Here is a 19555-nt window from a genome sequence, read left to right as displayed (position 1 = left end):
ACGCTTACACTAAATCACTCGCTATTCATTGACCATAGCTAATAGCGCAGGTAAGAACTCGTTATCCAATGCGGCAATTTCACCTTGCTCGATAAGCACTTGATTAAGGATCTCATGGCTAGTCAAGGGATTAGCTAATACGACGCGAAACACCACTGTGGGTTGTCTAAAGTAGCGCGCGGGTTGAATGCGGGTGCGGGAGACAAAGGATTTACCCTGTTCGCGTTGGTGTTTTTGAATAAATTGGGTCAGGCCATCGAGCAGCTCATTAAAGCGAGCGAGTTTGGTCTTATCGCCTTGGTCTATCGCCACTTGCATCGCTGCCTGCACATTCGCTGGCACATAACGATAGGTGAGCAGGCACAGCTCTGGCGCGGTGACCAGCTCAAAGTCAGGGTGTGCGTCGATTTGTTCGGCAAAATAACGCGCTTTTTCAAGGCTGTTATTAATCAGGATTTCGTAACCATCGCGGCCGATAATCTGTAAACAGGCATGCACTAACATCGCCATGCCTGGGCGTGAGCCTTCTAGCGTTTGGCTGCCTAAATCCTTAGAGCCTCGGCGCAGAATATATTCGGCATGGTGGGCAATGGCATGGGCAAACTCAGGATTTTTAAATAACACCATACCCGCGCCCATGGGGACATACATTTGCTTATGGGCATCGATGGTGACTGAATCTGCGAGTTCAATACCATCGAGTAAGTGACGGTATTTATTGGATAATAAGCTTGCGCCGCCCCAAGCCGCATCCACATGGAAGTGGCAGTTTAGCTCACTTGCTAAGGCGGCAAGTTCGCGCAGTGGGTCGATATTGCCCGTCTCGGTGGTGCCAGCCACACCCACGATCGCCATGACTTTGATGCGTTTGTTTGCTAGTTCGGCTGCAACTTCGCGCATTTTGGCTACATCGACTTTATTATTGCCATCGGTTGGGATGCTGATGATATTGTCGCGACCGATACCGAGCAGATCGACGGCCTTACCTAAAGAGTAGTGGCCGCGCTCGGAGACCAGAATCGCTAAATCATCGAGGCCATAGTGGCGCAGCGCCTTGATTAAGCCTTCGCGGGTCACGCCTTTAAAGTCGCCATCGGCCTTGAGTAATTGGTTGCGGGCAATCCACAGGGCAGTGATGTTAGCCACAGTGCCACCGGAGCAAAATGCGCCGAGGGAATGGTTGGCGCTGTGCATCCAATTACGATAAAAATCATCATTTTGAGCGTAAATCAAATGGTGCATCATGCCGAGCACTTGGCGCTCAAGCGGCGTAAAGGCTTTGGATGTTTCGATTTTGACTAAGTTTTGATTCAGCCCCACCATCATCTTCGACAGTGGCAACACGAAATAGGGCAGTGCCGAGGTCATATGGCCGATAAAACTGGGCGCCGCCGTATGCACCGAATGCGCCACCAGATTCTGCATGATTTCGTCGGTGTAGTCGGAGACAAAACGCGGCTGGCTTGGAATTTCAAAGGCTTGAAAATCGGTTTCGATTTCGGAAAGCGGCTTTTCCAGTGCGGCAATGCTGTCACCCAAAAAACCGGCTAAGTCCTCGGAAAGCTTCTGCTCAATAATGCTTAAGGTGGATTCCGCATCTTCGGGCACAGTGAAAATCCGCATCAGGCTTTCTTCAGATGCGATGGCTTGGCGAGGGAGTTTTTGGGTCATGGGGCTTGCCGTCTATTAATTCTTATAGTGAAACCGCAAAGGTGATTAAGAGTATAACCAAATACATGGCGCTTAAACCCGTTTACGGATTACCAAAAAGGGAGCTCACTTTACTGCAAGGCCTTTTAGGCATCAAGCAATAAAACACCGCCTAAGTCTGTGCTTGGGTTATAGAATAAACAAAGGCGCTATAAATAGCGCCTTGGGTGTGTGTTGTTGGTTATCTAAACATTGTCTGTACGCTAAGGTAAAGTTAACACTTGCCCAGCATCAAGACGGCGCCAATATTACGGGCGGTATTGATTAGATTGGTTTTGGCGTTAGCCAGCACATCGTCCAGCGGACTTAAATGTGGAATGATGGGGAAAATCGCCGCCATACCTTGCTCAAGTACCGCATTAGCATTGTCGCCAAGGCAACCCGCAATCCCAATGGTCGGAATATTTTGCAGCTGCGCTTGCTTTAATACACCCATCGGGGTCTTGCCAAATATGGTCTGGCCATCGATTCGGCCTTCACCCGTGATGACAAGATCTGCGCCGCGAATTTTGTCTGCCAGTCCCACCGTTTGCATCACAATCTCGACACCGGGTTTAAGCTCGGCGCCTAAAAACGCCATCACGCCAAGCCCCATTCCGCCTGCCGCGCCCGCGCCAGCTTGATTGCGGTGATCGGTTACACCACTTTGGGCTATCACATCGGCATAGTGACTCAGTGCGGCGTCTAAAATGTTCACCATCTCGGGTGTTGCGCCTTTTTGCGGGCCAAAGATGGCCGAAGCGCCACGCTCACCGCACAGCGGATTATCGACATCGCAGGCCACTTCAAAGGTACATTCTTTCAGTAGCGGATGGGCGTTGCTCATATCGATATTGGCAAGCTGAGATAGCGCTGCGCCGCCCGCACTTAGGGTTTTACCTTGTTTATCCAGCAGTAAAATATCCAGCGCTTGGGCCATACCTGCGCCGCCATCGTTGGTTGCACTGCCGCCTAAGCCTAAAATAATGTGTTTTATCCCGCGATTGAGCGCATCACAAATCAGCTCGCCCGTACCATAACTGGTGGTGATCAGCGGGTTACGCTGATCCCTTGGTACATGGTGCAAACCCGAGGCGGAGGCCATTTCAATCACCGCAATCGTGCCTTTGGCTTGCTGGCCTAAAATGCCGTAATGGGCTTTGACTTTATGGCCGAGTGGCCCCATGACCTCTAAATTGACAATGCTGCCGCCAGTGGCATCGACCATAGATTGCACTGTGCCTTCGCCGCCATCGGCGACGGGGATTTTGACAATCTCACAGTCTGGGATCACTTGTGTTAAGCCTTGTTCGATTGCGTTAGCCACATCGAGTGCGCTTAAGCTCTCTTTAAAGGAATCGGGGGCAATAACTATCTTCATTCAAAATCCTACAGCTTTTTGGGCGCTTGGTTGCGCCCAAGGACAAGATAACAGCGGCTTAGAGCAGCACTAAGCTTAGTACATACACGGCCAGCATGGAGGTTACACCTTGGATAAGGGTCGCCATGGTTTGGGCTTTATAGGCTTGTTTAACGCTCATGCGGCTAAATTGAGTCACCACCCAGAAGAAACTGTCGTTGGCGTGGGAGACTGTCATGGCGCCGGCACCAATTGCCATTACGGTTAACACGCGGCCCATTTCGCTGCCAAGACCGATATCGCCCAGCATTGGGGCGACTAAGGCTGAGGTTGCCACTAAGGCAACGGTGGATGAACCTTGAGCAGATTTTAATGCTGCGGCGACGATAAAGGGCATGAAAATCCCAACGCCGAGTGCTGATAATGAGCTGCCTAAAAAGTCACCAATAGGTGTGGCTTTTAACACGGCACCGAAGGCACCACCGGCACCTGTGATCAAAATAATCGGTGCTGCGGCGACTAAACCTTGGCTGATGCGCTCGCTAAACTCGGCAATCTTGTTATCGCTTTTCAGTAACAGCAGTGACAGGAATAGACCAATCAGCAGGGCGTTAACGGGTTGGCCGAGGAAGACTAATAGGCTGAATAGGCCTTCTTTGCCCAGTGGTGCAGAAGGGAAGTTAGCGATAGAACCTAAACAAATTAATAGGATAGGCACAAAAATCGGTGCAAATGCCTTTAATGGGCTAGGGAGTGTGCCGTAGCTTTGTTTTAAGGATTCAAAATCAGCGGCTTGAGCTTTGAGTTCTTCCGCGCCTTCGCCATCAGGTTCAACCCCTGCAAAGCGGTTCGCCCATAGCATGCCCGCAAGTGAGGCAACGGCAGCAACAAATAAACCAACACCAATCACTAGGCCCAAGTTGGACTCTAGCCCTAAGTTACCCGCCGCGGCGATAGGGCCAGGTGTGGGCGGTACAAAGGTGTGAGTCGCATAAAGACCTGTCGCTAACGCCACACTCATCGACACGCTAGAGACCTTCATGCGGTTGGCCATGGATTGTTTCAGCGAGTTTAAGATCACGAAACCCGAGTCACAAAACACCGGAATCGACACTAAGTAGCCGATAATCGACATCGTGAGTGTTGGGAAGCGTTTACCCAAGACTTTAATCACCACGTCTGCCATGGTGATGGCGGCGCCGCTCTTTTCGAGGATGATACCGATAATGGTCCCGAGCACGATCACCAGACCGATATAGCCGAGGATATTGCCAAAGCCAGTGGTGATGGTTTTAGCAATATCGCCACTCGGTAAACCATAGGCGAAGGCGCCAATAAAGGCGGCCAGAATTAAGGTTAAAAACGGATGGAGCTTAAATTTTGAGGTCGCGATAACAATAAATGCAATCACGCCGATGAGGATGAGCACTAAGTTCATAGATTGTCCCGTTCAGTCTTGGCTGAAGTTCTTAAGTGGTTCTGGCTGTTTTTGTAGGGCGCGGCTGTTATCTGATCCTAAGTTCAAATAAAGGCTGCTTTAAGGTCAGCCTATTATTGAATACTGCGAATTGAATAGCTTTGGTTAAACTGACGGAATTACGGTATAAACAGGCCATTATTTTGTGCGTGTGCACAAAATAATGCGTGTGACTTCGAATGTAATAGCAGAAATATTGTTGCGAGGGGTTGGTAAACCTGCGGTTTACCAACCTTAAAAGTGTAGCGTTTAATATCTTGAGTTATTGACGACGAATAAAAGACTCAACATAAGCCGCCGTTCTAGCATTAAGTATCGGATCGGCTGAGGGGGCAATGCCCTTAGGTAATAACAGTGGGTTAAAAATGCCTTTATCACACTGTTGCACTTGGGGATCGCTATCGCGGTCCCCGTTAATCACCACTTGGCCGACCAGTAATCGCTTACGAGTCTCAGGCCAAATCACCGTTGGATTATTAATGTCATCACCCGATTCAGCCAGTTGAATATAGAGGTTCCATTGTGCTGGCTGGGTATTAATGCGCTGGAGTAATTCCGCCTTTAAAAAATCATCACCCAGATTAGCCAGTTCGCTGGCAGAAAGGGCTGCTGTGCCGGCGACGGGTTCAAAAATCCATTTACCCGCAACGCTGTTATTTTGCTTGTCGGTAAACAAAAAGCTGTTTACGCCAAAGTAGCGGCTATTGGCAAAACTGGGGCTGGGTGGCAGTTGTTTTACATACTCGAAAAAAGCTTTGGCATCGGGCTTATTATCGATAAGCCATTGTTTACCTTCGGCGCCTTGTTTCACTTTGGTCTGAAAGGTAAAAAAATCATCCAGATTACTAGCAAAGAACACTGGCACATTGGTGGTGACAAAGTTCAGGTTTTCTTTATCGCCATCAATTTTGAGTGACATAAAGCGCCCAGGCGTTTTGTCGGATATTTGAGGATTGGTGCGGCTTTGTTTCCTAAATCGATTCAGCGAGCAAAGCTCCTCATAATCGTTTGAATATTAAACTACACGGTAAGTTTCAGGCATGCCTAGCCCAGTGAGTTTGTTCAACGCCTTTATCATCGCGTAAGTTTCTCCTACCTGACCGTTATAATTTCGCAGGCTCAATCTGCCACCAAGTAGTTGCTTCACTCTGTACATTGCTGTTTCTGAGATTGACCGCCGATGATAACCATACCGTTTTTTCCACTGTTTATTTGAACCATGAAGCTGTTGCCAACTGACCGCTAAGTTACGCGGATGACCTTGTTCCCAGAGCGCGGCACCTTCCCTCGGTGGAATGAGTACTAAAGCCCGTTTTCTACGAACGGCATCGTGACAGGCTCTTGTGTCGTAAGCACCATCACCTGAGATATTGCGGATTTTGCGATGGGTTTGCTTGAGCAAATTCGGCATAACTTCAGCGTCAGTGACACCGGATAAACTCAGTTCCGCTGCAATAATTTCATGGCTATGGGTATCGACAGCGATATGCAGCTTACGCCACACGCGGCGCTTGCCATCTGTGCCATGTTTCTTCACTTTCCACTCACCTTCGCCATAAACCTTCAAGCCTGTCGAGTCGATAGCCAAGTGCTCAATGGTGCCACGCGTCTTGGTTTTAAAAGCAATCTTGACGGTTTTAGCGCGTTTGCTGATGCAAGTGTAATGTGGGCACGAAAGCGGAATATCAGCCAGTTTAAACACCGAGTTGATAAAGCCTTGTAACGCTCGTAGTGGCATCGAGAAAACACGTTTAACCATCAGCGCGGTGGTAATGGCTAAGTCGCTAAATACGCGTGGTCGACCTTTCCTTGGTTGCTCGGCCTTAGCTTTCCACTGGGCGATAGCGTCCTCATCAATCCAGAAGGTAAGTGAGCCACGATTGATCAGGGCTTGATTGTATTGCTTCCAGTTGATTGTTTTATATTGAGGTTTTGACACGATTGATGGGCGAGTTGATGGGCTATGTCGATCAGATCACCAGCTATGGTTTTAGTTCAACTGATTTAGGAAACAAAGCCGATTGGTGCCACCAAGGGAAAAACGAGCAGTAACCTTAATTTGGCTTTGATTAAAGAACGGAATTGATAATGAATCTTGTAACTCTGGGTTGGGCGCAAAATAGCCCGAAGTGCAAAATCCCTTTGTGTGATTACGCAGTTTCACTTTTTTGCCGGCTTCGCGACTCGCCGCATCCGGCGTGCCATTGACGGCATCAACCAGTTCGGGAATGGTTTTTTCAGCGGCGATTAATGTGGGTGAAGTTAGTGCTAAGCCTGTGATGATGCAGGCTTTGGCAAGTAAAGTCAGTTTGAATAGGGTCATTGTTATTCCTTCAATGGACTGTAACGAGCGTTCGAAATGTCGACGCGAGAGAGTTATCCAGAAATATAGGACAGGAGATACGGTATAAATCTTTCACCGAATGTATTGCTTACTCAATAGTGGAGTAATAGTGCAGTAAATGAGGTTAGCTTGAGACATGATTGCGATATCCATTGATTGCTTAAGCCACGAGAGTTAAATACTCAGTCGTTGAATTCGTCGGCTAAAGGAGCGTCTGGTTAAACAGAGGCTGCTACTTTGGGCTTGCTTAAGTATCAAGCAGTTGTCCCAGATACAGACTTAATAAGCCGTGTAAGGATTGAATATCAGTTTTGGTTAATTGCTGAATTTTATCTAGACGATATCTTAAGGTATTTCGGTGGATAAACAGGGCATTGGCGCATTGCTGCGCATCACCAAAGTGGGTGATGTAGGCGGCTAAAGTTTTACGTAATTGGCCATTTTTATCGGCCTGCGTTAGTTGCTGATAGGGACTTGCTAGCGCTTGGCCGCGCCAGTCATGCTTGAGTCCTGAGAGCAGCACTTGTAAGGAATAATCCTCAAATAGGTATTTTGTGCCTTCAGGGTTGAGCTGTTTACCTAAGCTCAACGTTTCTTGCGCGGTTTGATAGGAGCGTGCAATCCCACCTTTTACGGGAAAAAAGTGACCCAAGGCAATTTTAAAATTTAAGTCCATCTGCGCAGGTAATCGTTGCAATAACTTATCAATACGTTGGTTTTCAAGCTCGGGATCCCATTGTTTTCCATCTAGAAAAGCGGGTTTTAGGATCACCAGCTGTGACATGGAGGTCATGGCAATTAGGTTGCCGCGGTCGGGATTTTGCAGTAGATGCAATACTTGCTTGAGGGTTTCGCTGACTCTGGGATTGCGCTCATCACTACCGCTTAGCTCGTTATTTGTTGATGTGTTTACCTGCGATATCATTTTGTGGATGGCGGAGGGTTGTTTTTCACTGACTTCAATAATGGCGGCCACTCGTGGTAGCGTGATATCAATATCGAGCTGCTTGGCCCAGCGATGCAATTGCTCATCGTCATCGGTTTGTGCCTTGATAAGTTGCAGAATAAATTCTTCACGCTGGCGGTTTTCCCATTGCAATTTATCCTGTTGATTGGCTTGCTCGACAATCATCTCGGCGGTCATTTTTAGTAGCTCGCCGTAGTGGGTTAGTTCTGCCGGGTCGCCAGTAATGCCAATCACACCAATAATTTGCCCTTGGTAATGCAAAGGTAAGTTGATGCCTGGTTTTACGCCATGAAGACCGGAGGCGACTTCTTCGCTCAATTCCACATTGCGATTTTGCGCAATCGCGAGTAAAGCGCCCTCATGGGTTGCACCGATACGTTTAGGGTCTCCTGAGCCTAAGATCACGCCTTGACCATTCATCACATTGATATTGTGTCCAATGATTTTCATTGTGCGACTCACAATTTTTTTGGCGATGTGTTGATCCAAAACGTACATAACTCACCTTATTTTTCAATCTATTTATAAACCACTGACGCAAACAGCAACGCAGTTAGGGTAATGGCAAACGACAGAAAAGGGCAGGTGTTTTTTTATCTTCTATACTGATTATTGAACTCAATCGGTTTTAACGTAATTTTAACAAATTGGGTGGGTAAAATGATGGCCGTATTTATTCCCTTTAGTGTCGTTTGTCCCTTAATGGGCTAAGGCAAAGGATATCACGATGAAAGTTTATCTCTTACCGTCAGCACTGGCGATGTGTATAGCGGCGAGTATTCAGGCACAAGCTGTTGAAATTAAATTTAATCACGGGCAATCCTTATCCGCTGCTGTAGGATTGAGCCAAAAACACAGTTTTAAAGAAGTTAAAACGATAACGCTTAACAAAAGCCAAAGTAAAACCAAAGCGTTGCAGTATTTCGATGGGGTGCTGGTGTATGGCCACCATTTGGTTGTTAGCACGGATGATACTCAACTGAGTGCTGAAGGAGATGTGGCACAAATTGCGGATGATTTTTCCGTGGAAGCTGGGATTTCTCAAGGGCAGGCGATTGCGGCCTTGAATAGACTATATCCGGGTTCGGCGGCAACGGGGAAAAAGGACGTACAGCTTATTATCCTGATGACGGGTGATACTCCAAGGTTAGCGTATCGGGTTTCCTATTTAAGCGACCAAACCGATGCATTGTCTCGACCAACGGGCTTTGTAGACGCTCAAACAGGGATGGTGCTCGAGCATTGGAATGAAATCATGACCGCAAAAAGTACCGCAGGTAAACCTGGCGGTGGTGGTTCCGGTGGCGGTAGCACAGCCTTAGATGCCACTGGACCTGGAGGAAATGCCAAAATCGGTGGTTATTACTACGGCAGTGATTATGGTTATCTCAAGGTGAGCGAGTCTAATGGTACATGCACCATGACCAACACCAATGTGAAAACTGTCAACATGGCGAACTCGACTCGCCGTGGTTCGGTGTTCACTTTTACTTGTCCAGAGAACACTTATTTGGCGGTAAATGGTGCTTATTCTCCTTTAAATGATGCGCACTATTTCGGCGGCGTTATTTTTAATATGTACAAGGATTGGTACAACACTGCACCGTTAACATTCCAGCTGGAGATGCGGGTGCATTATGGCCGCAATTATGAAAATGCCTTCTGGGATGGTACGGCTATGTCCTTTGGGGATGGCGCAAGCTATTTCTATCCACTTGTGAGCTTAGATGTTTCCGCCCATGAGGTCAGCCACGGCTTTACCGAGCAAAACTCTGGGTTAAATTACAGCGGCCAGTCCGGGGGTATCAATGAGGCATTTTCGGATATAGCTGGTGAAGCGGCCGAGTACTACATGCGTGGTAGTAACGATTGGAAAGTCGGCTACGATATAGTCAAAGGCGCTGGGGCGCTGCGTTATATGGATACCCCAACAAAGGATGGACGTTCAATTGACAATGCAGCCAATTATACCAGTTCTATGGATGTGCATTATTCCTCTGGTGTTTTTAATAAAGCCTTTTACACACTGGCGACTAAAAGTGGTTGGAATACGCGTAAGGCGTTCGATGTGTTTGTGCTAGCAAACCAGTTGTATTGGACTCCGACATCGACGTTTAATCAAGCAGCCTGTGGGGTTCAGCAGGCCGCGAGTGCTAAAGGCTCAGGCTATCCTGTGGCGGATGTGACAGCGGCATTTTCGGCAGTTGGTGTGAGTTGCCAATAAGCTTATTTTAAACGCAATGCATAAAGTGCTGTGTTGTAGATATTAAGTCGGTCGTTCAAGATCTTATTCTAAGCCCCTAAATGGGGCTTTTTAATTGGATTTATATTGCCCTCACAAGGCTATCCTGTTGATGATGGTTTTTTATTTCGGTTCTGGAGAGCTTGCCAGTAGGCTAGCAACCCTCTCTTGAAGCGTGGGAAGTCGTTCGCGTTCAAATTCGGGATGCTGTTTTAGCCAAAGGTTGTTTCGAGGGCTAGGGTGGGGCATGACCATCAATTGCGGCCAATACAAGGACCATTGCTCAATCGCTTGGGTTACTGTGACTTTTGGGGGCGGCAATGGCGTCGATAACGTTAAGTCCGGTGAGGTTAACTCCCTGCATGCTGTACTAAGACGAGCCTTAGCACGTGGCAGATGGTAATCAATTGCATATTGGCCAAGGACGAGCACTAACTCTACCTGTGGCATCAAGGCTAATAACTTTTCATGCCAGGTCGTGGCGCACTCTGGGCGCGGCGGCTTATCACCTTGCTTTTTACCGTTTCGCTCAATGGTTCCCGGAAAACAAAACCCCATCGGTACTATGGCGAACAGGGCGGGATCATAGAATTGTTCTCTGCTGACATTAAGCCAAGTGCGCAGACGCTCGCCACTGGCATCATCGAAGGGAATGCCCTTGTGGTGAGTTTTTACACCGGGGGCTTGGCCCGCAATTAAGATCCGTGCTTGGCTACTGGCTTGCAAGATAGGTTTTGCTGGCAGTGGAAGCTCGGCCTGACACAGTTGGCAGGCGCGAATTTGCTTGAGCAGTAAATTGAGTTCGGTTGAGTAAGCGGGCTCGATACTTGGGTGTGGGGCGGTTGTCATCGTTAAGCCCCTAGTTTGCTCAATAGATGATAGAGCCAATAACCAAAGAGTGCATATGAGGCGGCTAATACAAGATAACTCAATGGCTTAGCACCCAAGGATTTAGTGGGAGTTTTGGCATGAGAGGCTAAAGCAATATGGGCCAAGATGATGGCAAATAGAGCGCAGGGCGGCAGTAGATAACTGATGCCGAGAATCAATAAGGCGCCAAGACTCAGTAGCCAGCCCGCATGTTGATTGCTGGGCTGATGAAGTTGGCGTAACTGCAGCGGCAATAAAATCAGCCCAACGCCTACAATGATCATCCCAAGATTGAGTGCAAAGTCGCTCCAAGTGCGGTGTTCATAAAGGGTAAAGGTAAAAGCGAGCAATGGTACTATCAGTGCGGTTAGTACGTGGCGTTTGGCAAAGATGGGATTACGATACTGACCCGCAAAAAAGAACAGCCCTTGCATTAAGCTATTGATCAGGGTAAATCCACCCAGACCGACAATGATAAATAAGCTTGCTGTGCCACCGCTGGCATCAAATGCCATGGCAGGGGTAGAGAACAAACTTAAACCTATCAAGGCGGGTACAGGCGATAAACGCCAAAAAGAACAAGTGAAGGACGACATCTGATATCCACTGATAATTAACGGGCTGAATTAACATCCGCTAAAGTGCTTGTAAACTCAAGGAATACCTTATTTTGAGTGCGAGTTTTGCCCCAGATTCTGATCTTATTCAAGATTTTGTGGGTTGGAATAGCGAGATGTTGTAACAAAAGTGCGGTGAGTTTTCGTATAGTTTCGCGAGCACGAGCTTGCCGGAACGAATAATATTTACTCTCGAAACTTCAACACGCTCTCATAAAAAAGCCCGCAGAGCGGGCTTTTGACCATCAATAAACGCAGATTAGAGCTTGTAGCTCATGCTCAGCATTAGCATTTGTGCGGTGTAGTCATGGTTATTAGTACCAAAACCTACGACGTTCCAAATGCCATCAACGGCGATATCATTTGCGGCGTCATTGTCCTTATAGTTCTCAACTTTGTAATCGAAGCGCAGCGCGAGTTTTTCGGTGGCTTGATATTGAGCATATAAGTTAATGTTATGTGCTTTGGCAAAATAATCGCCATAGTCGCCAGTGATACCTTGTCTGACTTGAGTGTTACTGTCGGAGTTGGAATAGGTGTAATCCAATCCTAGGCGTAACTTGTTCTCCAGCAGGTTGTTGTAGCTAATACCTGCACCGACCACATCCACTTTATCTTCAATAAAGCCAGTCCACGTCGGGGTGCTGTAATTACTGCTACCCGCCTGTTCAGACTCAATGATCTGGTAGTTGTAGAAGGCGGTTGCCAGTAAGTCTGCGGTGATCATATAGCTGATATTGGCATCATAACTGGTGTCTTTTGACTCAGTTAAGCCAATCACAGTATCGGTATAATCATCCAACGCGTAACGGGCACCAACATCGATGGTCAGGCTTTCAAGCGGCGAATGGGTGATGCGCGCTTCGACTTGAGTTCTGTCACGGTCAGCCAGATTGTACTTACGTAACAGGTTGTTGGTTTCAGAAGAAGTCCATTCAGACGCTTGGTATTGTGAGCCGTCACGTTTTCCGTAACTGCCTTTTACCCACATGTCCCACATATCGAAGCTATTGACGCGTAAACGAGCCCAAACGGTATTTTCATCCGTGGTTTCACGGTCTTGATAATCACGTTGGTCACGTTTGAAGTCATAACCACCATCAAGTTTAATATCGCGGGTAATACGATAATCTGCCGCGACTTTAAAGCGTTGCGTACGATTATCATAAGGCGTGTTATAAGCCACCTTACCGTTGACATTGTTGATGCTGATCTGGGTCCATTCTTCAACTTGGGTATTATTGTCACGGTCGTAATAATCGTAACTACCTGTCAAGCGAAGATCTTTACTGACTTTGCTAACGACTTTAAGGTTCATGCCCAATAGATCGACTTTTGCATCAACCGCATCACTTGTTAGCTGGCTGGAATAACGATAGTTATCCGTTACTAACGCCTGATCTTGGCTCATTTGTCCAGTAAGAATACGACCCGATAGGGCGTTACTGCCATCGTTGTACTGTCCCATCAATGACACTGTGTGTGCCTGATTATCGGGATCAAGCGCCAACGTACCTTGGGTTTGGGCACCAAAGGTAGGATTGAATGCACTATCAAAGTCCAATTGGTTGTATTCGTTTTTGAATATAGACCCACTGTAACTGAGCGCTGTGAACCAACGATCACCCTTGAGTTTGACACCCGCTTCAATGGTGTCAGTAGTGTAATCCACTGGCTCTGCTAACATCATCGATTGGTTGAAGAAGCTACCAGAGGCTTGTTTTAAGCCAGTTTTTTCTTCACGCATGTAGTTAACATAGGTGCTCCACAGGGATTCGCCTTGATATTCAAATCCCAATCCCGTGCGTTCACGTTTAAGTGATAATTCAAGGGCATTGAGGCTATCCATCAACAATGGCATTTGGCTGCTTGAACCAGCAGTTACCCAGTTATCGGGTAACGTCAGGTTATTGCCACCAATACCCGCGTAGGGCGATAGGGCGCTATTGCTGTCGTAGGTCGCAATTTGGCGATAGTTTACATTGACGTTGTACTGGCCTTGTTTGCCTGCATTCACATCTAAACGACCGCCATCCATACCGAGTTGATAAGCTTCAACACTGGCACGGTAACCTTTTTCACCTTTAAAGCTTAAATCGGCATCAAATTTGCCCGCGACTTCATTGGATGTCCCAAAGGCATTGGCTGAGCGAATATCCTCTTCGCTGTTATAACCGACACCGACACCCACAGTGCCAGATGTGCCTGTTTCAACCACGCAACCTTTGCAGCTCCATGCGGATAATTTCACTTTATCAGTATTGGCATTAGCAAGACCATAACCATCAGCGGCTACGGCAAAGCCAGTGTTGGCTAATAACGCTAGAGTGATCAAATTGAGTTTAAATTTCATTTTCTCGTCTCCTTAGCGCTGTAATAGCTTGCCAGATGGATGGTTAGAACCATGGACCTGACTATGGCAATTTAAGCAGCTTCTTCCACCCGTAAAGGCATTGTCACCGACATTAGAACCTAAACCAGTGTTACCTAAGTAAGGATTGCTGGCGTGGCCATCGCTAGCATGACATTGCTGACACAGCTGCGGCGCGCGGGTTTTCAGCATGGCATCATTCACACTACCGTGAGGATTGTGGCAAGTGACACAATTCTCAGTGACGGGTGCATGCTCCCAAAGTTTTGGGCCGCGTTTCTCGGCATGACAGGAATAACAGGTATCATTAACACTAGGCTTGTTAAGATCGGAATCTGTCATGCTCCCATGGGGATTGTGGCAGTCGCTACAGGTCATTTGGGCCCATTTGAGTGGATGACTTGAGCGTTTATTCATATCCGCTTTTTGCTTAGTGTGGCAGCTAGTACAGACTTCCATCTCAGTGTTTTTAGATAACACAGGATCTTTAGCTACGTGTACTTGGTGACAAGAAGCACAAGCAACATCGGCGTTGTCATGGTGACCGCCATTCCAAGACATACGTTTATCATCTTGGTGACAGCTCATACATACGCTGTTTTGCTTATCGGCACTTAAGGTTGATTGCTTACCAAAAGTGATCATCGGCTCGTTGCCGCCTTTGTTGTGCTGACCCATTGGGCCGTGGCACGCCTCACATTGCAGGCCAGCCATGGGGCTTTTTGACGAATCAATCGCGCCGTGGACACCTTTGAAAAGGTCCATCACTTTTTCAGATTTTTTATGGCACATGATGCAAGAGTCTGCACCTTTAGGGGAGTAGTTGCCTTCGGCAAACTTCTTATCCAAGGTCGCTTCGACTTGCTCAGGGGTCATTTTTTCATCCCACTTCGACGCGTAAGCGTTTGGTGTGATGCATAAAGACATAACTGCTGACATTGCCATTGTGATGACAAATGCCGGCAGTAGATTTTTCATTTTGTGACTGTTCTTCATAATAGGCTTCCCAATTTGTCCCAACAAAATTCAAGAAAGGGGGAGCTAGCTCCCCCTGCTTGGGCAAATTACATTTTCACTTGAGTGTGATCTGCAACTGTTGGGGTATGGCAGTAGAAACAGGTTTCTGACTGTGCCGCTTGGTTGGCTTGAGTATAATCGCCATTCACAATCGCACCCATATTTTCTAAACCGTGGCCGATAGATTCTGGCGCGTGGCATGAAGTACAAGTTGCTGTGATTGGGGTGGTGTATTTACCTGCAGAAGTAGCCAGTGCACCTTTCACTTTAAATGCATCTAAGTTGAAGTCGTTGTGGCACTGAGTACATTCTTTGATCACGCCTTGCTCACCGTGAACCACGTGTAGTTTCATTTCGAAACCACCTTTGTTAGCACCGTTTGCATAGGTACCATCTGGTGTGTGACAGGCAACACAAGCATCAACACCCACGATAGGCTTACCGTTTGCGTCTTTGGCATGTGAAACTTGTTCAGACATCACAAAGCCTGCATGGTGACCTTTGTGGATTTCAAAGGTGTCACTGTGACAGCCTTGGCAAGTGCTGAAGTTCACTGAGTTAACATGACGTGTACTAGGCGCTTTACCAGATTTAGTACCAAAGGCTAACTCGGCTTTCATACTGGTGGTTGTGCTATTAGCAGTACAAGCCGTTAATGTGGTACCAGTGTTACACATTTCTAAGCCAATAAAGGTAAAGGCGGTATCAGTATCGCCCGCACCAAATGGCAGTGCAGGAGTAGTGAACACCAGTTTACCATCAGCGATGGTAACATCAGCTTGTAATGCACCATCTTTGACTAGATCTTTGGCCACTTTAGCTGTACCGCTACCTGGGCTCTTGTTATAGCCCATGATGGGGAAGTTAGGTCCAACGTTAGTGATAGTTTCTAAACGTTTAATCTTATTTTGTACACTCGCCGCATCAATGGCATTGCCGTTTTTATCTAAGATAGACACGGTTAATACCGCAGTATTGTCTGCTTGAGCAGCTAATGTTGCAGACATACCTAATTGAGCGATAACGGCTTTTTTGTCAGCGGTTTTAGCTGTATGTAACTCGGCTGTCCAAGTGCTGTTATGGCAGGCGATACAGTTAGAGTTATCGAGTTGTTGAGAGTGGCCTTTACCCGCAGCAAAATCCACAGTGCTATGACAGCTTCCACAGGTTGCGGCAGTTGGAATACGTGACCAGTTGCCCCAATCAGGTGTTGCTTCATTTTCAGTGTGACAGCTTTGGCAGCTTTCTAATGAGCCTAAGGTCAGGTCTTTATGCTTGGCGTGAACTAGAGCATTAAACTCTTTACCTACGCCCACTTTGCCTGCGGTGTGGCACGTTGCGCAGTAGTTAACATCTGAATACGCACCACCATGTTTAACCTGTGCTAAGTCTTGGTGACAAGTATTACAGCTTTCAGTGGCAACGATTTTACGGCTATAACCAGGCTCGGCACCTGTGTCAGCGGTGAAATCTACAAAAGCGTTGCTGTTAGGCACTAAGGTGCCATCTGGTAGTGGCGTATTGTAAGCGCGGATTAGCACACGTTGAGCCAACTGGTCGTTGTAGGTGATCTTAGCATTGGCAGTTAAGTTCATCTTGAAGGTATAGCTGTAGTGGCCGTTCTTCTTGTCAACAAAAGTACCTGGGCAAGTTGAAGCGAGATCACAGGTTTCATCACCAAAGTATTGCCACTGAGAGGCATTACCGGCACCTGTAGCGCCTTGAGGAAGTAATTGAGCTGCTGCAAAACGCATTTTTTGCAGACCCACGACCGGTAAATCGTCTTCGTTGGTGACAGTGAATTCAACACTAGGTACACCGTTAGTCACAACAGATTTGTTGAATGTAAAATTGAGCTTTTGAATAGCGGGAGCTGGCTCTCCACCAGGTTCACCGGGTTTACCATCGTTACCATCGCTACCACCACAGCCTGTTAAGGCCATAGTGACGGCACTTGCTGCAAGCAGCAGTGCGAATTTTGATTTTTTTGCGTTCATCATTTTTTTCCCTGCATAGGTTTGGCATTACTTAAGTGCTTGTCTTCTTCACCCGACAGATTCTTTGTCTGTGCTTTGGTCTTGAAGGCAACCTAAGTGGATGCTGGAAATAGAATTCCCCAAGGAAAGGCTAACCTAACATGCCTCTAAAATCTTCTAAGCCTTTGCTAATGTGTGACTTGGATCTTTCTATTTCTAAAGAGGTAGTTAAACCACAGGGGAAAAACAAATTTAGATCAAAAAAACGGCGGATTGTGAAGCTAAAATAAAAAAGAGAGAGGGGATACCTCTCTCTTTTTGTTCTTACTCTCTATTGAGAGAATTACGTCGGCTTAGTTACCGTGAGCTTCCATCAATTGTGATGGAGTATGGCAAGTCGCACAGCTTTCAGAGGCACGAGTTTGAACATCTGCTGCACTTGAGCCATTTAAGATACCGCCATTAGTCTCGATGTGCGATTTGGCAGCGTCAGACAGATATTTCTGGTGACAACTTAAGCATGCACCAGCATCGGAAGATACCCAAATATCAGCACCATTATTTGTGATATCACCGTAGCGCCATACACGTTCTGGTGATCTGCCTAAAGCAATACCCGTTACAACGTTTGATTTATCTGCAGTATGACATGTTGCACAATCGGTTTTTAATACAGTACCAGATTGTACGCCTGCATATTTCAGATAATGTCCTTCACGCTCGTGCGCTTTCCAAGCAAAGCTGGTTGGTATCTTACCGCCTGGATAGGCCGCATCATTTTTCAGGGTTTTGTCCGATGTATGACAAGTTTGGCAGTTTACACCGTTGTCATAGTGGTGGATTTCCTGATTGTGACAGCCTTGACACTTAGTTGGGTCGATGATTTCACGACGTGCTTTAGCTTTTGCAGTGCTATCCACACCACCATCTTTCCAAACGAAGTGATATGGTGCTTCTTTAACTGGTACTTTACGGACGTTAGGTACAGTACAGTCTGTCATCACAACATCAGCAACGCCATAGCCGCCATTGTTGAAGCAAACCTCTAATGTAGACCAGAGTTCAAATGTTTTACCGTTAGCATCCGCTGGTAAGCTGAACTTAGTACCTGTTAGTGAATAGGTTTTGGTCGCTTCATTATAGGTACCTTCGTTCAGGGCGATACGACGGTTGCTATAAGAAGCTGCTGCTGAGCTTGGGTAATCTTTGTCAGAATCCCAAGCCACAACAACGCGTGAGGTTTGGTTTACATAGGCTTTATCGATTGCATTGCCATCTTTATCAATCACTTGTACATCGAAAGTGATTTTTCCTGTTGCATTTACACCCACATTGCTGAACTTAATACCCATCGCTTTGGTGTCAGAATAGGCTTTCAGTACATCGCCATGACGTTTGGCTGCGCTGCCAGTACCGCCATAAGGCTCTGTCGCATTGTGGCAAGAGGTACAGTCAGTGCTGCTATGGTGAGCAGATGGTTTTTCAGTATGGCAACCAATACAAGCTTGATTGCTTAAGTCTGCTTTGAATAGGTCTGCATTGGCAGGTGCACCGGCACCTTCAACGTGACAAGCTGAACAATCAGCAGCAGGTTTTAATGGGAAGCCTACTTTGCCGTAGTCGATCACTTTACCACCGTAACCGACAATCTTATAAGGAGCAGGTACTTCTGCGCCTGTCTCATCGAAGGTATGACGCTCACCACCTTTGTGGATAGCGTGGATCATGTAAGTAAATTCAATGCTATTGCCTGATTCTGGATCGCCAGAGGTCGCAGTATGGCAAGAGGCACAGTTTTCAATATCGATACGACGACCACCATGAAGCTCTAAGCTTTCAGGTTGGTGACAGGTATAACAAGCTTGAATAGAAACCACGTTACGGGTTTGAATACCTTCCGTCTTACCAGTAGAAGGTTGCCAGTCGAAATGGGCGTTGGCTGTGAGTTGTGGTAATTCAAGCTCCATCGTCGCGCGTTGAGTCGCGTCAGCGCTGTAAGTGACGGTTAATGGCTGAGTTACATTGGCAATGTTGGCTTGGTAGGTGTAGCTATAGCTACCATCACCATGGTCAACTAAGCAAGTATCACATTTACTTGCTGCTTCAACGTTTGCTTGGTATTGGGCTGATGGCTTGAGGTTATCAACGCCGGATGGAATAGTACCTGGCTCTTTTTTGGCATTAATATAAGCTTGCCATTGATAACCACGGTTAGCTTCAGTTTCACCCACTTTTTCTTTAACTGGAGTTAATTGCGCAATACCAAACCGTAAATCGTGATCTTTAGTTAAGCCTAATACGGCAACGCCATTAGCATTTTCCAACGTAAAATCAACGGTGACTTTGCCTGCATCAACAGTGGCATTTGTGAATTTTGCTTTTAAGGTTGAGGTGGAGTTGATATTGACACCAACAACGCCTGGTTTACCGTCTTCACCATCTTTACCGTCACTGCCACCGCAGCCAGTGAGAAGAAGTGAAAGTAAACCGGCACCCAACATCGCTTTTGTTGCGGTATTGAAATTGAACCGTTTCATCATGATATTTCCCTGCAATAGTTTTAATCATCATTAAACACTTATCAAATAAGAATAAATCTCATTATTGGCATTTAATGTGTGGGAT

The 19555-nt window shown here is 46.9% G+C and carries 12 protein-coding genes and 2 pseudogenes; 1 reads left to right on the top strand and 13 read right to left on the bottom strand.

The annotated features are described in order from the left end of the window. Positions 1–21: 21 nt before the first annotated feature. The 7 genes and pseudogenes from panP to CEQ32_RS07400 form a co-directional block, all read right to left on the bottom strand. Positions 22–1671: a pyridoxal-dependent aspartate 1-decarboxylase PanP gene (gene panP / locus CEQ32_RS07430; protein WP_088585774.1), complete on the bottom strand. Its 1650-nt coding sequence runs from the start codon at positions 1669–1671 to the stop codon at positions 22–24. Between the two features lie 253 nt (positions 1672–1924). Then, on the bottom strand, positions 1925–3070 hold the full coding sequence (locus CEQ32_RS07425; RefSeq protein ID WP_088585773.1) for a glycerate kinase: 1146 nt from the start codon (positions 3068–3070) through the stop codon (positions 1925–1927). 58 nt (positions 3071–3128) lie between these two features. Next, positions 3129–4487 carry a GntP family permease gene (locus CEQ32_RS07420; RefSeq protein ID WP_037427906.1) on the bottom strand — a complete coding sequence of 453 codons (1359 nt, stop codon included), beginning with the start codon at positions 4485–4487 and terminating at the stop codon, positions 3129–3131. Positions 4488–4788: 301 nt separating this feature from the next. Then, positions 4789–5484, bottom strand: a pseudogene (locus CEQ32_RS07415) (catalase); the annotation flags it as partial. 57 nt (positions 5485–5541) lie between these two features. Continuing rightward, positions 5542–6465: an IS5-like element ISSpu11 family transposase gene (locus CEQ32_RS07410; RefSeq protein WP_069455281.1), complete on the bottom strand. Its 924-nt coding sequence runs from the start codon at positions 6463–6465 to the stop codon at positions 5542–5544. Positions 6466–6546: 81 nt separating this feature from the next. After that, positions 6547–6849: pseudogene (locus CEQ32_RS07405) on the bottom strand (catalase); the annotation flags it as partial. Positions 6850–7117: 268 nt separating this feature from the next. Then, positions 7118–8335, bottom strand: a complete 1218-nt coding sequence (locus tag CEQ32_RS07400; protein WP_037427908.1) for a sugar diacid recognition domain-containing protein — start codon at positions 8333–8335, stop codon at positions 7118–7120. Positions 8336–8564: 229 nt separating this feature from the next. Here CEQ32_RS07400 and CEQ32_RS07395 point away from each other — a divergent pair, with 229 nt between their 5' ends. Next, a complete protein-coding gene (locus tag CEQ32_RS07395; RefSeq protein WP_037427910.1) occupies positions 8565–10061 on the top strand; it encodes a M4 family metallopeptidase in 1497 nt (498 codons plus the stop codon). A 141-nt stretch (positions 10062–10202) separates the two neighbouring features. Here the strand turns inward: CEQ32_RS07395 and CEQ32_RS07390 are convergent, their stop codons facing one another. The 6 genes from CEQ32_RS07390 to CEQ32_RS07365 all read right to left on the bottom strand — a co-directional run bounded on the left by CEQ32_RS07390 (position 10203) and on the right by CEQ32_RS07365 (position 19470). Then, the gene (locus tag CEQ32_RS07390) at positions 10203–10928 is read right to left on the bottom strand and encodes a uracil-DNA glycosylase family protein (protein ID WP_088585771.1); all 726 of its coding nucleotides are present in this window, start codon (positions 10926–10928) and stop codon (positions 10203–10205) included. A gap of 2 nt (positions 10929–10930) precedes the next feature. Further along, a complete protein-coding gene (locus CEQ32_RS07385; protein ID WP_088585770.1) occupies positions 10931–11545 on the bottom strand; it encodes a hypothetical protein in 615 nt (204 codons plus the stop codon). A gap of 280 nt (positions 11546–11825) precedes the next feature. Then, positions 11826–13919, bottom strand: coding sequence for an MtrB/PioB family decaheme-associated outer membrane protein (locus CEQ32_RS07380; RefSeq protein WP_088585769.1), 2094 nt, complete (start codon positions 13917–13919; stop codon positions 11826–11828). Positions 13920–13931: 12 nt separating this feature from the next. Next, a complete protein-coding gene (mtrA, locus tag CEQ32_RS07375; protein ID WP_088585768.1) occupies positions 13932–14933 on the bottom strand; it encodes a decaheme c-type cytochrome MtrA in 1002 nt (333 codons plus the stop codon). Between the two features lie 68 nt (positions 14934–15001). After that, a complete protein-coding gene (locus CEQ32_RS07370) occupies positions 15002–16954 on the bottom strand; it encodes an OmcA/MtrC family decaheme c-type cytochrome (protein ID WP_037427913.1) in 1953 nt (650 codons plus the stop codon). 329 nt (positions 16955–17283) lie between these two features. Then, entirely contained in the window at positions 17284–19470 is a 2187-nt protein-coding gene (locus tag CEQ32_RS07365; protein WP_037427914.1) for an OmcA/MtrC family decaheme c-type cytochrome, read from the bottom strand. Positions 19471–19555: the final 85 nt, after the last annotated feature.

The organism is Shewanella sp. FDAARGOS_354 (assembly GCF_002209245.2).
GTDB lineage: Bacteria > Pseudomonadota > Gammaproteobacteria > Enterobacterales > Shewanellaceae > Shewanella > Shewanella xiamenensis.
The sequence above is the reverse complement of the archived record's forward strand: the minus strand, read 5'-3'. Positions and strand labels throughout refer to the sequence as shown.